Origin of the sequence: Nostoc sp. (assembly GCF_036917435.1) — a bacterium.
Classification (GTDB): Bacteria; Cyanobacteriota; Cyanobacteriia; order Cyanobacteriales; family Nostocaceae; genus Nostoc.
Map to the genome: position 1 here is coordinate 26668 of NZ_JBALDM010000038.1, position 14796 is coordinate 41463.

At 42.2% G+C, this 14796-nt stretch carries 12 protein-coding genes; 8 read left to right on the plus strand and 4 right to left on the minus strand.

The genetic code is table 11. The features are described 5' to 3' along the window. The first annotated feature begins 226 nt into the window (after positions 1–226). Both V7K98_RS18090 and V7K98_RS18095 read left to right on the plus strand, forming a co-directional pair. Entirely contained in the window at positions 227–1492 is a 1266-nt protein-coding gene (locus tag V7K98_RS18090; protein WP_335024205.1) for a glycosyltransferase family 4 protein, read from the plus strand. Between the two features lie 178 nt (positions 1493–1670). Next, positions 1671–3398: an Rqc2 family fibronectin-binding protein gene (locus tag V7K98_RS18095; RefSeq protein WP_335024207.1), complete on the plus strand. Its 1728-nt coding sequence runs from the start codon at positions 1671–1673 to the stop codon at positions 3396–3398. A gap of 726 nt (positions 3399–4124) precedes the next feature. Here V7K98_RS18095 and V7K98_RS18100 read toward each other — a convergent pair. Next, a complete protein-coding gene (locus V7K98_RS18100; RefSeq protein ID WP_335024209.1) occupies positions 4125–5141 on the minus strand; it encodes a 1-acyl-sn-glycerol-3-phosphate acyltransferase in 1017 nt (338 codons plus the stop codon). A gap of 681 nt (positions 5142–5822) precedes the next feature. On the opposite strand from V7K98_RS18100, the gene V7K98_RS18105 reads away from it, so the two are divergent. The 3 genes from V7K98_RS18105 to V7K98_RS18115 all read left to right on the plus strand — a co-directional run bounded on the left by V7K98_RS18105 (position 5823) and on the right by V7K98_RS18115 (position 10084). Further along, complete coding sequence (locus tag V7K98_RS18105) at positions 5823–6143, plus strand: helix-turn-helix domain-containing protein (protein ID WP_335024211.1); 321 nt, start codon at positions 5823–5825, stop codon at positions 6141–6143. Between the two features lie 4 nt (positions 6144–6147). Next, positions 6148–9471 (plus strand): PAS domain S-box protein, encoded by a 3324-nt coding sequence (locus V7K98_RS18110; protein ID WP_335024213.1) that lies wholly within the window; start codon positions 6148–6150, stop codon positions 9469–9471. Between the two features lie 331 nt (positions 9472–9802). Beyond that, complete coding sequence (locus tag V7K98_RS18115; protein ID WP_335024215.1) at positions 9803–10084, plus strand: transposase family protein; 282 nt, start codon at positions 9803–9805, stop codon at positions 10082–10084. Positions 10085–10169: 85 nt separating this feature from the next. Here V7K98_RS18115 and V7K98_RS18120 read toward each other — a convergent pair whose 3' ends face one another. Together V7K98_RS18120 and V7K98_RS18125 are read right to left on the minus strand one after the other, a co-directional pair. Then, a complete protein-coding gene (locus tag V7K98_RS18120; protein ID WP_335024217.1) occupies positions 10170–10448 on the minus strand; it encodes a hypothetical protein in 279 nt (92 codons plus the stop codon). A gap of 561 nt (positions 10449–11009) precedes the next feature. After that, positions 11010–11138, minus strand: a complete 129-nt coding sequence (locus V7K98_RS18125) for a hypothetical protein (RefSeq protein WP_335024219.1) — start codon at positions 11136–11138, stop codon at positions 11010–11012. On the opposite strand from V7K98_RS18125, the gene V7K98_RS18130 reads away from it, so the two are divergent. After that, positions 11127–11249 carry a hypothetical protein gene (locus V7K98_RS18130; protein WP_335024221.1) on the plus strand — a complete coding sequence of 41 codons (123 nt, stop codon included), beginning with the start codon at positions 11127–11129 and terminating at the stop codon, positions 11247–11249. The two genes, V7K98_RS18125 and V7K98_RS18130, sit on opposite strands and share 12 nt — an antisense overlap. Here V7K98_RS18130 and V7K98_RS18135 read toward each other — a convergent pair. Then, positions 11244–12386: a BMP family ABC transporter substrate-binding protein gene (locus tag V7K98_RS18135; protein WP_335024223.1), complete on the minus strand. Its 1143-nt coding sequence runs from the start codon at positions 12384–12386 to the stop codon at positions 11244–11246. The two genes, V7K98_RS18130 and V7K98_RS18135, sit on opposite strands and share 6 nt — an antisense overlap. A gap of 299 nt (positions 12387–12685) precedes the next feature. Here V7K98_RS18135 and V7K98_RS18140 point away from each other — a divergent pair, with 299 nt between their 5' ends. Together V7K98_RS18140 and V7K98_RS18145 are read left to right on the plus strand one after the other, a co-directional pair. After that, positions 12686–14185, plus strand: coding sequence for an acyl--CoA ligase (locus tag V7K98_RS18140; protein WP_335024225.1), 1500 nt, complete (start codon positions 12686–12688; stop codon positions 14183–14185). Between the two features lie 40 nt (positions 14186–14225). Next, the gene (locus V7K98_RS18145) at positions 14226–14615 is read left to right on the plus strand and encodes a hypothetical protein (RefSeq protein WP_094332093.1); all 390 of its coding nucleotides are present in this window, start codon (positions 14226–14228) and stop codon (positions 14613–14615) included. The last annotated feature ends 181 nt before the right edge of the window (positions 14616–14796 follow it).

A 14796-nucleotide genomic window follows, 5' to 3' on the forward strand; every position in this document is an offset into this window, starting at 1 on the left:
TTTTTTATCAAAAGGATGAAAAGAAGTATGGATTTTCCTCTATCTAAAGAAATTAAATATCAATGCTTAACCCAAAATTATACTTTTGGTAGAAGATATAAAAAAATATTAGATGTATATAAATTAAAATAAATATTAATCAATGTTCCTAAACAATTCAGGGAAGTGTGTTATACACGAACTGGAAACAGCCTAAAGCTTTGTTAAAATCAGCAACACACAAACTATGACTACCACCGAAAAACGTATCGCCTTGATTTCCGTCCACGGAGATCCGGCGGTTGAAATAGGGAAAGAAGAAGCTGGGGGACAAAATGTTTATGTGCGCCAGGTGGGTGAAGCACTAGCGCAGCTGGGATGGCAAGTTGATATGTTTACCCGTAAGGTGAGTCTGGAGCAAGACTTGATTGTTGAACATAGGGACAATTGTCGAACTATTCGTTTAAAAGCTGGGCCTCTTGAGTTTGTGCCGCGAGATGAGATTTTTGAACATTTGCCAGAATTTGTGGATAATTTCCTCAAATTTCAAGTAAAAAATGAGATTACATACCAGTTAGTTCATACTAACTACTGGCTCTCTAGTTGGGTGGGGATGCAGTTAAAGAAAATCCAAGGGAGTAAGCAGGTTCATACTTACCATTCACTAGGAGTAGTTAAGTACAAGAGTATAGAAAATATTCCTCTGATTGCTAATCAGCGATTAGCTGTAGAAAAACAGGTGTTGGAAACAGCAGAGAGAATTGTGGCGACAAGTCCGCAAGAACAGCAACACATGCGATCGCTAGTTTCCACAAAAGGTAATATCGATATCATTCCCTGCGGTACAGATATTCAGCGCTTTGGTTCCATTGGGCGAGAAGCAGCCAGGGCTGAAATGCAAATTGCCAAAGATGCCAAAGTTGTATTATACGTAGGACGTTTTGACCAACGCAAAGGTATAGAAACCTTGGTGCGTGCGGTAAATGAGTCTGGGCTACGCGATTCTAATAATCTCCAGCTAATTATTGGTGGTGGTAGTACTCCAGGTAACAGCGACGGCATTGAGCGCGATCGCATTGAGCAAATCGTCCACGACTTAGGAATCAGTCATTTAACCATCTTTCCTGGTTGTCTCAGTCAACGTATTTTACCAACTTATTACGCAGCTGCCGATGTCTGCGTTGTTCCCAGTCACTACGAACCCTTTGGACTGGTTGCGATCGAAGCGATGGCAAGCGGTACACCAGTTGTAGCTAGCGATGTCGGCGGACTTCAATTTACTGTAGTTAATGAAGAAACTGGTTTATTAGCACCACCACAAGATGTAGGTGCTTTTGCGTCTGCCATTGACCGAATTCTCTTAAATCCAGAGTGGCGAGACGAATTGGGTAAAGCTGGCAGAAAGCGTGTGGAAAGTAAGTTTAGTTGGCATGGTGTCGCAACTCAGTTGAGTGAACTTTACATCGAATTGTTGGAGCCATCAGCAAAAGAACCTGCATTGGTTGTTAAATAACCTTTCAAGCAACATAATACACTTCGGATAAAATCATCGTACATACCGATAAATTCTGTAGAGAGACGCAAAATTTTGCGTCTCTATATTTTTTATGGGAGCATATTTTGCCTACATTAATATCAATATTAGAGATGATAGAAGTATACTGGGCATCGACCTTTGAACGCGAACGGCTATGCAACCAGTTGATTTCACCACCCTTACAGCTACTTGTAGCGAAATACGCGCTAACTGGCTGCCCTCGCGGATAGAACAGGTTTATCAGCGCGATCGCTACACTATTGCCATAGCATTACGCACCCTGAAACAGCGTGATTGGCTACAGATTTCTTGGCATCCCCAAGCCGCACATATTTGTATTGGCGATCCACCACCGCGATCGCCAGATACTTTTACCTTTAGCCAACAACTAATACACCAATTGGGTAGTTTGGCACTGGTGGGTATTGAAGCGATCGCTCCTTGGGAACGTGTTATTGATTTGCAATTTGCCCGTCGTCCCGGAGAAAGCGCCCTATATCATGTCTATGCAGAAATTATGGGCAAATATAGCAACGTCATTCTCACCGACGCTAGCAATATAATTATCACCGCAGCCCATCAAGTCAGTCAGCAGCAATCTAGTGTCCGTCCCATCCAAACGGGACAACCTTATGAAACACCACCAAAACTGACTGGAAGTGTCCCCAGTCTGAGCGAATCTCAAGAACGTTGGCAAGAACGGGTAAGTTTAGTGCCGGGAGGAATCAAGCGGCAATTGCTGAAAAGTTATAGTGGACTGAGTGCTGCATTGCTGGATTTAATGCTGCTAGAAGCAAATATCGCACCAGAAACATCTACCGATAGCCTGAGTCCTGACGATTGGCAACGATTATTTGAGCGTTGGCAAGAATGGTTGCAAGCCTTGGATTCCAAAAAATTTCAACCCGCTTGGACAAAAGATGGTTACACCGTAATGGGTTGGGGTGTAGTTGAAAAAGTTAAAGATATTCAGGACTTGCTCAATCATTACTACAGTAACCAAATTGACCAACAATTATTTTCCCAATTGCGCCATCAGTTGAGTCAGAAATTGAATAATATTCTGGTGAAATTACGTAATAAAGCTCAAACCTTTACAACGCGGTTGCAGCAATCAGATCGAGCCGATGAGTATCGACAAAAAGCTGATTTATTGATGGCTCACCTGCAAAACTGGGAACCAGGGATGAAAGAAATTATCCTGGCTGATTTTGAGACAAATTTGCCAGTAGCGATCGCTCTCCAACCAGATAAAAATGCTGTCCAAAATGCCCAAGGTCTTTATAAACAGCACCAAAAGCTGAAACGCGCTCGTGCTGCTGTGGAACCGCTATTGTTAGAAGTGCAGACAGAAATTGAGTATTTAGAACAAGTAGAAGCTGCGATCGCTCAAATAGACACCTACCAAACAGCAGAAGATTTACGAGCTTTAGAAGAAATCCGTGAAGAGTTGATTGGGCAAAAGTATTTAGAAGATCCAGAATATCGCAGTCGTAGCGCCAACGAACCCCCTAGTACCAACTTTCATCGTTACCTTACCCCTAGTGGCTTTGAAGTATTAATCGGCCGCAACAATCGCCAAAATGACCAATTAACTTTTCGTGTAGCTGGAGATTATGATATCTGGTTCCATGCTCAAGAAATTCCAGGGAGCCATCTACTATTACGGCTAGAACCCGGTGCTGTGGCAGAAGAAGCTGATTTGCAATTTGTAGCTAATCTTGCCGCTTACTACAGTCGCGCCCGTCAGAGCGAGCAAGTGTCAGTAGTTTACACCCAGCCAAAACACGTTTATAAACCCAAAGGAGCAAAACCGGGAATTGCAATTTACAAGCAGGAAAGTATTCTTTGGGGAAAACCGCAAATGGTTATTAGTCATTAGTACATTGGGCATTGGGCATTGGGCATTGGGCATTGGGCATTGGGCATTGGGCATTGGGCATTGGGCATTGGGCATTGGGCATTGGGCATTGGGCATTGGGAATAGTTATTCGCCTTGTCGCCTTGTCGCCTTGTCCCCCTGCTCCCTGCCCCCTCTGCCCCTGATTTTTGCTATCTATACCCAGCGATCTGCTGAATTATTCTGATAGATAGAAGCTTTCAAACTTAGCTAATATCTTTTTTTGATGAATATTCAGGAAAAATCTGTGTTGACTGTTACAATATTTGTTAAGAAAAGTTGCCCGTTGCATTTTCGGAACGCGCAATTGGGTTTTAACTCTCTTGAGAAGACAACGCAAAAAAATATTTTCTTGACCAGCTGTGGGAGGCTGGTCTTTTTGTATTTCGACTAACTATAGGACTCATATTTGATTTTTGAAATATACGTAGGGTACGTTACTCTACGCGATAACACACCCTATACATACTTAGATACTCAACTGAGAACCGAGACAACATAAGTTGAAATTTTTGGGAAGCTAATTTCTAAATTAATAATTTTAGTGTCCTGATTATTAATTGGCATTAAGTAAGTGGGTCAGATTAAATATAAAAGCTCACTCCTGCCTCCGGCTTCCCTCTCCGATACTTTGGAGAGGGATTGAGGGTGAGGTTTGATCTTATATTTAATTACGCCTAACTACTTACATCTGACTTGCGATATATTCTATCTCTGATTAATTTGAAATTGCAGTTTTTCTCGTAATTTTTGTGCTTGTTGATAAGCTACTGTCTGCCCTTTATTTGAATTAGGTATTCCTGCTGTTTCGCAAGTTTGAATAAAGTAACTCAAACGAGTTCTCATTGCCCAAATTCCCATTGAAGGAAACAGAGTTAAAGCAAGCATTATAGGCGAAAAAGGCAAGAATGGTAACTTGACTAGTCGTTGCAATTTCTGGAAATTAACAGCCCAAGGATGTAAAAATTCACTCCCGATGCAAACGACTGGGAGAATGGGAATATGATAGCGATCGCTCAACTTAATAAAACTCACATCAAACTTTTCTAGTTGATACCGTCTTTTCCAACCTTTCCGAGGGCCGCGGATACCTTCAGGCGCATATAAGATAATTTTATCTTCAGCCATAGCTGCCTCAAAATTATCTAATTCGGCTCGTACACCACCCAAAACCTGCGACCATTTCGGTGGTAGCCACCAAATCACCCAAGGATGCTCAAATAATGCTGGACTTGCTACGGGCTGTACCACCCATCCTCTAGCTTCACTTAATAAATAACCCAAAGTCAAAAAATCCCAAGGAAAACACATGCCTGCGTGATTCATCGCCACAATCAATGGCCCTGTTTGTGGCAGGTTTTCGACTTGTTGTAATTCTCCTCGAAAATAGTATTTGACGATGGGGCCGAGAACTTCTTTGCGAAAAGCTTGTTGATATTTGGGATCGAATTCACCAACTTCTGTTTGAGGTGAACGAAAACCAAGACGCAACCAACGACTCAGCAACGCCAGATAAAATCCGCCAGGAATTAAAAATAATCCATATTCGGGCCAGTTCCAACCGTCTGTATCAGTATGGTAGCGTTGCCAATGACGATTGAATAAAATTAGCCAGCCTGGAGGATACCAAAGGCAAAACCAATCAAACCAGCTAAATATATAGCCTTCACCTGGCGGATTTTCCAGCTGAGTGTCGAGGAGGTTTTCGGAGTGTTGATTAATCAAAATGGTTAAAGTTCAGGCAAACATTTGATTAAAATTTAATTATAGCTTTCTAGTTTTGCCATCGGTATCTGACTCAGGTTAAAAAGTAAGGTTCTTCAGTACCTGTTATGCCAAATTATTAGTTAAACATCAAAACTTGGCTTCAAAATCAAGATTAAAACCCTAAATCACCCCCAAAGCTCTAAAATGTTAGTAAATAATGTTCATTCTTATTGCATAGCAATAGTTTCAGGGTATTTACAAGGTGATTTAGCATAATATGTAATTAAGAGCCAAAAGTAAAAAGGCAAAAGAAATATTGAATTTATCTTTCTTTTTACTTTTTACTTTTATCTTTTTACTTGTTTATGCATCCTTTTTAAATCCCCTACATTTATTTATGGGGATTATCTTTTTACTTTTTACTTTTTAACCTGTCCTATCTTTAATCCCTCTCCTTAATAAGGAGAGGGACAGGTTTTGCATAGCAAAACCAGGGTGAGGTTTCTTAGGCGCTACCGCCAATCGCCTCAACAAAGAATTGTGTGTACACCGTAGCCGATGCTTTGGAGAGTGACAGGTTTTGCATAGCAAAAACTTTCTTGAGGTTTCTTAGGGGCTATAAAACTTAACTACAAGCAAGGAATGAAGACTAATAAATGATATTGGAATTTTACCAAAAGATGAAGTTGATATTAACTAATGATTCTGCAAATTCTTCCGAAAGTTGGAGCCAAATGGCGAGACACCTGTCTTACTCTTCTTATTATGGAATTAGGAAAGCCACTAAAAATTTCAGATTTAATCCGTGAACTTCGGCAGCAACTCGATCTTTCTCAGGAGAAATTTGCAGCTAAGTTGGGAGTTTCGCTGCGAACAGTCAATCGCTGGGAGAACGGATCTACAGTGCCTTCACAGATGGCACTCAAGCTGATTGAAGAAATGTTACAAAAGATGGGTGAACCAGGCAAAAGACTACTGAACGAGTATCTCCTAAAAGCAGAGCAATGGGAGGACTCTTAAGATAATGTTGAAAGTACCACAAAAAATTTTGATAATGCGCTCTTGGTTACTAACTTATGGTGTGATGGTTCTGGCAGTCATAGCAGCACTGGTGCTAACGGGACTATTGCTACCAGTCTTCGATCCGAGTGTATTTACATTATTTTATGCTGCTGTGGCAATCAGCGCCTGGTATGGCGGCATGGAACTTGGAGTATTAGCGATCGCATTATCTCTTACAACCGCGCTCTATTTTCTAATCGAGCCAATCTACTCGTTCGATTTTCTCAGGCTGAACGTCTTAGTACAATTAACCACATTCTCACTAGTATCCTTCTTAATTACCGCCCTCTCTTCAGAGTTGCGAACTGCTAGACGCAAGGCAGAGACAAGCCTGAAATTGTTGCAAAATAGCGAAATGCGGTTTAGCCGGCTGGCAGAATCCAACATCATTGGAGTCATTGTCACTGATATAAACAACGGCTCCATCATGGAAGCCAATGATGCTTTTCTGAAAATGGTGGGCTATACGCGAGAAGATTTGTCTGCTAACCAAATCAAGTGGCGTGAGATTACCCCACCTGAGTATCTTCTATTGAGTGAACGTTCAGTAGAAGAACTGAGAACGGTTGGAGTCTGTAAACCCTTTGAGAAAGAATATATCTGCAAAGATGGTACAAGAGTTCCCGTTTTGCTTGGTTCTGTCTTTGTGGAAGATAGTGAAGAAACTGTCATTGGTTTTGTTGTTGATTTGAGCCAACGCAAACAAGCCGAACAAATCTTGCGGGAGAAAGAAGAACGTCTGAGGTTAGCTAACGAGCGTTTTGAGTTAGCAGCATCTGCGGTTAACTGTCTTATTTATGACTGGAATCTAGAACAGGATACCGTTGAGAGAACTGATGGGTTAACCCGGATTTTGGGCTATTCCCTCGACATTGCTGAACCAACAGCTAATTGGTGGCGTGAACTTGTTCATCCAGAAGATTTGCAGCGTGTAGAAGAGGAAGCAGTAGTTGCTTTGGCAAATGGCGATCGCTATACTGCCGAGTATCGCATTCGCAACCAAGATAATCAGTACATCTATATATTGGATCAGAAGATAGTGGTGGAACGGGATGCTAATGGAAAACCAGTACGCATAGTTGGTAGCACTACAGATATTAGCGATCTCAAGCAAGCTAAAAAAGCGCTGAGTCAGACTCAAGAGCAATTTCAAGCTTTTATGGACAATATTCCAGCCGCAGCATGGATTACCAATGGAGACGGAGGTGTACTTTATCTCAGTCCAACTTATCGGAGCATATTTGATATAGCAACAAATAAAGCGATTAATAAAAATATTTTTGATTTATACCCAGCCGAAATCGCTCAACCCTTTCTCGATAACATTAGAATAGTTGCCCAGACGAATCAGGTTGTTGAAACCATCGAGTCTGCCCCACGCACAGATGGCACTCTGGGAGAATTTTTAGTATACCAGTTTCCTATTGCAAATGCATCTGGGCAACGTCTTGTAGGAGGGGTTGCAGTTGACATCACCGAACGGGAACGCATCCTTCGTGAACGTCAGCTTGCTGAACTTGCTTTGCAAGAGCGTAGTGAAAGACTCAAACTGCTCTCTGAAACCACCAGTGATTTGCTTTCAACCGAGCGCCCATTGGATTTAATGAACAGCTTGTTTAGCAAACTCTCGGCGCAGATGGATTTGCATTTCTACTTCCACTATCTAATTGAGACGCACGAAAATCAGCAGAAACTTCGGTTAGTAGCTTGGAACGGCATTACTGATCAAGTATTTCAAGCAATTGAATACCTGGAATTTAATCAAGGAATGTGCGGACTAATAGCGCAAGAACGCCGTCAAATTGTCATCAATGATGTACTGAATTCTACTCATCCAAATGCCCAGATTCTCCATTCTTTAGAAATCACAGCTTATGCAGGGCAACCATTAATTGCTCAGGGAAAGCTGCTTGGTGTTCTCTCCTTTGCCAGCCGCACTCGTACCCGCTTCACCTCTGGGGAAATTGCCCTACTGCAAGCAACCTCCGATCAGGTGGCGGTTGCTCTGGAACGCGCTCAGTTGATGGATTCATTACAGAAGCAAAAAGAGCAATTAGTCCAAGCTAACCGGATTAAAGATGAATTTTTGGCGGTTCTTTCTCACGAACTTCGCACGCCGTTAAACCCGATTTTGGGATGGTCAAAGTTACTGCAAACTAAAAAGTATGATGAAGCAACCACCACTCGCGCCCTCGAAACTATTGAGCGCAATGCCAAGCTTCAGACTCAACTAATTGAAGATTTACTTGATGTCTCTCGCATTTTACAAGGTAAACTGAGTTTGAATATTGCTCCTATAAATTTGGAAACTGCGATCGCAGCAGCAATAGAAACTGTACGTCTATCCGCCCAAGCTAAATCTATCAATTTGCGATTTACGATTTTAGATTTGGGATTAGAAAATTCTCAGAGAAATTTAGAATCTATCGATCTTAACAACCAAGCCGAAAATCTCAAATCCCAAATTCAATTTGCACCCCAAGCGCCCCAAAGGTGTAATTCAAAATTACTGGTAACAGGTGATTCCAGTCGTTTACAGCAAGTTATTTGGAATCTCCTTTCCAATGCGATTAAGTTTACGCCCGAAGGTGGACAGGTAGAAATTAGTTTAAAGTCTGTTGGTTATCAGGCTCAACTTCAAGTCAGTGATACAGGTAAGGGAATTAGTCCAGATTTTTTACCATTCGTATTTGACTACTTTCGCCAAGCTGATGGCGCAACTACCAGAAAATTTGGGGGATTAGGATTAGGATTAGCTATTGTTCATCATATCGTTGAGCTACATGGGGGCACAGTTAAGGCAGAAAGTTTGGGTGAAGAACAGGGAGCAACTTTTACAATTATGCTACCAATGATTAAGATTCATCCAAATAGCCAGCAGATTGATAGACAACCTGATAATTTACCCGATCTAAATGGGGTAAAAGTTCTGCTTGTAGACGATGAGCGTGATACACGAGAGTTAATTGCTTTCATTCTGGAACAATCTGGCGCGGTAGTAACTCAGGTAGCATCGGCTATGGAAGCATTACAAGCTTTGCCTCAGTTCCAGCCAAATCTGCTGTTAACCGACATTGGAATGCCAGAAATAGACGGCTATATGTTAATGCGTCAAATCAGAGCGATGTCACCAGAAGAAGGGGGGAAAATTCCAGCGATCGCTCTTACCGCTTATGCTAGTGAGGCTGACTATCAACAAGCAATTGCCGCCGGATTTGGTCAGCATATCACCAAACCTGTGGAACCAGCTAAATTAGTTCGAGCGATCGCAAACCTGATTTTCTAGTTGTAGTGTCTTAAAGCCTGTTTAAAGCCCTTTCTGCTTCATTAAACTCTTGCAGATGGGGGGAGAGTGAAAAACTACGAAGGAAGTTCTTGCTGAGTCATATAACTAAGCTGATTTTAATTGAATAATACCTTTTTGAACCTCGCATTGACGTAAAGTCACGCGATTCCTGCTTCATAGATCCCTGCCTAAATTGCTCCAGGTCTTATGCAGGGTTAGCGCATCTCAAACCCTATTGACAAGGGGATTTATTTGATATGTGGGAGGATGTTCAAGTGACACAACTCAAGGTAGGTTAAGAGATAACCCATCTAGCTGCTGTATCTAAGTAATGTCAACGGGATTTAAGAAGAAGTGCAAAACTAGAAAATCTGTTACACCCAGTGTAGACAGTAAAGAGATTACCAGTAACTTTCTGCAACATTTTACAGGAATAAAAGACCCTAGATCGGAAAGGACTCGATTGCATTTACTCACCGATATTATCACTATTTCCTTGTTGGCAGTCATAGCAGGGGCAGAAGGTTGGGAAGAAAGGTTTTCCAAATTCAGCGATCGGGAAATTTATTCTCGCCTCCTTGTGCCTCAACTTTTTGTATGTAGATTTAGCTAGCACAACTCTTCAACTTCTTCTACCGTAGTAGGGTATTGTTGTGTAGAAAAGTTTTTTTACAATAACTATGTTTTACAGTAACAGATCAGTAATGTTTTTGATTTGTACTTGAGTGAATAGCTTTGTTCAAATCCCGGAGCAAGTCTTCTTCGGCATCGCGTTCTTGCTTGAGTTCTCTAATCATTTCCTGACTAGAACCAATCAGCAAACCAGCAACTGCACCCACAAGGGCGTATTTTTGCTCCAAATTTTGATACATTTGACTCGTGTAAGGGCAAGGAAATAAACCAGCAGCAATAAAACCTATTCCTGCACCCACAAATGCTGTCACAAAGCCAGAGAAAGCGATCAGTCTAGCATTCATTTGCTTTGCTCCAATGCTTATAACTTTGGTGAACTATAGGAATCCGGTTTGATTTCTGAAAAGATTCGTAGGGGAGCCAGTCGTGTGGGCGGGTTTCCCGCGCCACTTGCCACAAACTCCTCCACACCCGCAAGGCAGTGGCTTGACTTGAGGGAACTGGAGTTTTGTTAACAAGGAGAGTACGGCACCAAACTCTTGATAATGATGCGTTACGAACTTCGTTCTAACACATCCTACAATATCTAATTTTGTTCAAAAATCAAATACGAGTCCTATATGTATATTCTCTCAGTGGTTCTCAAAGTTGCAACTTAATCTTTACCTCTTGTAATAGTATGCACAATTGCATAGACTAGTATCCTACTCATTCCAATGAACATCGCTAGATGCTGCAACTTGTATTTCGGTTGCTTGCAAATCTGACTTTTCACGGGATCTGGAAAACCTCTCTCTAAATCTCTCTCCTACAAGGAGAAAGACTTTGAATTTTCCCCCTTCCCGACACGGGAAGGGGGCTAGGGGGTTAGGTCTTTCATGGGCTTTTCCACATGACGTGAAAAGTCAGGCTTGCAAATCTGCGATCGCAGTTTGTAAATTATTTCTAGCTAAAGCTCCTTCTCTAACTAACTGGTAAATATCAAAGGTTTTTGAGGCTGATATAGCTAGGAAAAACGACGAATGCGAGTGCATCTCGTAGAGAAACAATCTCAACTTTTAGCGATACGCCTCTTTGATTCGGCTGCCCTGATGGGGAAGCAAGCTACGCGATCGCTAACGGTGATTTTGAATTGCTGGCTATAATTTTATTTTGGGAATCAATCCTTCAATTCCCTCAACATACCAATCCATCGCCAGTTGTCCGCGATCGTCCAAAACCTTACCCTGTGGCACTCGCACTACCCCTTTTTGGTCTTTTACTGGCCCATCAAAAGGATGTGCAGTACCCTGAATAAATTCATCGCGCTTTGCATTCACCAGTTGTTGCACATCCGCAGGAATCGCTTGATTCATCGGGGAAATATCCACCATCCCTTCAGCAATCCCATCCCAAACACTTTGAGATTTCCAACTATTATTCATTACAGCCAAGGCTTTATCTGTATAGAATTTGCCCCATTTGTTAATTACTGATGTCAGGTGGGTTATTTGACCAAACTTACTCATATCACTGTTGTAGCCAAAAGCATAAATGCCTTTTTCCTCAGCTAATTGGACAACAGCACCAGAGTCGGTATGCTGCGTTAGTACATCTGCACCTGAATTGATTAAAGCTTGAGCGGCTTCTCTTTCTTTAGCTGGATTGTACCAACTTTGTACCCAAAGTACCTTAACTTTTGCTTTGGGATTTGTTGAGCGCATTCCTTGAGTAAATGCATTGATTCCCCGAATTACTTCTGGAATTGGGTATGCACCAATAAAACCAACTACATTTGATTTTGTCATCTTGCCAGCAATCATGCCGGTTAAGTAACGTGGTTCTTCAAAGCGTCCTAGATAATTGCCAACATTAGCAGCAAGTTTGTATCCTGCACAGTTTTCAAAAATAACATCACCAAAGTCTTTAGCAACTTTAATTGTTGGGTTCATGTACCCCAAGGAAGTTGTAAAAATTAACTTGTTACCATCTAATGCTAGTTGACGAATCACCCTTTCAGCGTCAACACCTTCGTTGACATTTTCAACAAAGGTAGTTTTTACCTTATCGTTAAGATTGGCTTCCATATCTCTGCGTCCTAAATCATGGGCATAAGTCCAACCAAAATCACCCACAGGGCCTAGATAAACAAATCCCACCTTAAGAGGTTCATTTACTGCCACAGGTGACGCTGAGGGAAGCATCTCACCCTGCAATTTGGAATTTTTACCTTGAGCGCAACTCGTTAAGGCAAAACTAGATCCTGCTAAAGCGACATACTTTAGAAAATTCCGACGATCCATATTTTATTGATGGGGTTTAGTTGCTGAAAAATATTTTCCTAATTTCTAGTAATGACAGACACACTATTGACTTAATTTTAGCTCTTGTTCTTTACCCTCAACTGACTAACAAAAGAAAGCAAATAATGGTTGAATTGGGCATGGGGCATGGGGCATTGGGCATTGGGAATGTGTACAAGCAGAATAAGGTAAACAAAGGGAACAAGGAGGATAAGGAAAGGTTTATTTTCCAATGCTTAATCCCTAATCCCTTTTGCTAACAACTCCCACAAGGGAATGCGGTTTAATGGAGGTTTTTAATGAATTTATTTGAGCTTTTAGCAGGGGAAGACAATCATTTAGCCCTTGTTACACCTGGAGGGCGATCGCTAACCTATCAGCAATTGCGCGAGAATATTCTTGGATTGGTATCTCAACTCAACAGCTTTAGATTGAAACGGGGCGATCGCATTGCCATTGCTATGACTAATGGTTCACCAATGGCTATCACCTTTTTGGCTGCCGCACTGTGTGGCACTGCTGCACCTTTAAATCCCAAATACAAACAAGAAGAATTTGCTTTCTACTACGAAGATACCCAAGCAGATGCACTGATTACCTTGTCTGGGGAACCAGAAGCAGCTATTGCTGCGATCGCACCCAATATGATGCTGATTAATGCCAAGGTAAACACTGACGGCACTTTAAGCTTTGAATTAGTCAAAACAGGCTCAAAACCAGCAGAATCCTCGAATCCCACAGCCCCTAATGCCGACGATCTAGCGATGATTCTCCACACTAGCGGCACTACCAGCCGTCCGAAACGTGTACCGATTCGTCATCGTAACTTAATCGCCTCAGCCAACAACATCATTGGTGCTTACTCACTCACCGCAGCTGACACTACACTTTGCTTAATGCCCCTGTTCCACGTTCACGGATTGGTGGGCTGTTTGCTGTCAACCCTAGCATCGGGCGGCACACTAATTTGTCCTAATGGTTTTAATGCTCTAGAGTTTTGGAAACTGGTAGATACCTACAAACCTACCTGGTACTCCGCAGCGCCAACCATGCACCAGACAATTCTGGCCCGCGCTAGCCGCAACACAGAAATTGTCCAAGCTAACCGTTTTCGTTTCATTCGCTCTAGTAGCGCTTCTTTGCCCCCCATTATCATTGAACAGTTAGAGGCAACTCTCAACGCTCCCGTGGTGGAATCTTATAGCATGACTGAAGCATCCCACTTAATGACCACCAATCCTCTACCGCCAAAAGTGCGGAAACCAGGTAGTGTAGGTTATGGCTTTGGTGTAGATGTCGGCATTATGGACTCCGAAGACAACCTGTTATCTCAGGGAAGCTTGGGCGAAGTGGTGGTAAAAGCACCTAATGTCATTGATGGTTACGAAAACAACCCAGAAGCCAACGCCACAGCTTTTGTAAATGGTTGGTTCCGCACAGGAGATCAAGGTACTGTGGATGCAGACGGCTACCTCCACTTAACTGGACGCATTAAAGAATTGATTAACCGGGGTGGGGAAAAAATTTCTCCTTTAGAAGTGGATGATGTTTTGCTGCGTCATCCCGCCGTTGCTGAAGCTTTAGCTTTTGCTGTTCCCCACAAATCTTTAGGTGAAGATATCCACGCTGCTGTTGTCCTTAAGGGAGAAGCTAGCGAAAAAGAACTTTTAGCTCACTGTTCAACTATGTTGGCAGACTTCAAAGTTCCAAAGCAAATTCACATTTTAGATGAATTACCTCGTGGTGCTACCGGGAAACTGCAACGGTTAGCTATGGCGAAATTGCTTAACATCGGCTAAATCAGCGATACACTAAGGAAAATTCCTTGAGGAAGCATCAATGGCACGGCCAAACGGGGTTCAAACTGAAATATCTGCACAGGAATTGCCTACAATCTCAGATGAAGATACAGTGACAGTTGAAGATTTGCCAGAACAAGTAGAGGATGTGCAAGATATTGACGACATCTTGAACTCACTCAAAACCTTGCTGAGTAGCCTAGAAAAGCTCCAAAAAGTCCGGCAGGAAGTGGGCGATATCAAACCGTTAATTGGGCGGATGCTGGATGGGGAACTGGTTGCTGGTGAAGAACTTGAGCAACTTAAGGCAGGTGTGAGCAGTCTTTCTCGCCTTGTTCGGGCCTATAATGACCATCAAATAGCGTTGGCTAAAGCCCAACCTGCGAGAAATTTGCTAGATCAAGTCCTCAAAGAGCGGAAAGCTAATTGAGATAAGAAGCGATCGCATTTTTAATTTTAGGAAATGCGATCGCATCCCTAATTACCCAAATGTCTAAACGCACAGCGTAAAGCTGGAGACTCCTAAAGCTCTTGCTTTTCATGATATATCGCTGTAAAACCAAAGTGTTTAATAAATAGTAATAAATATCTACATGAATCAACAGTTAGAA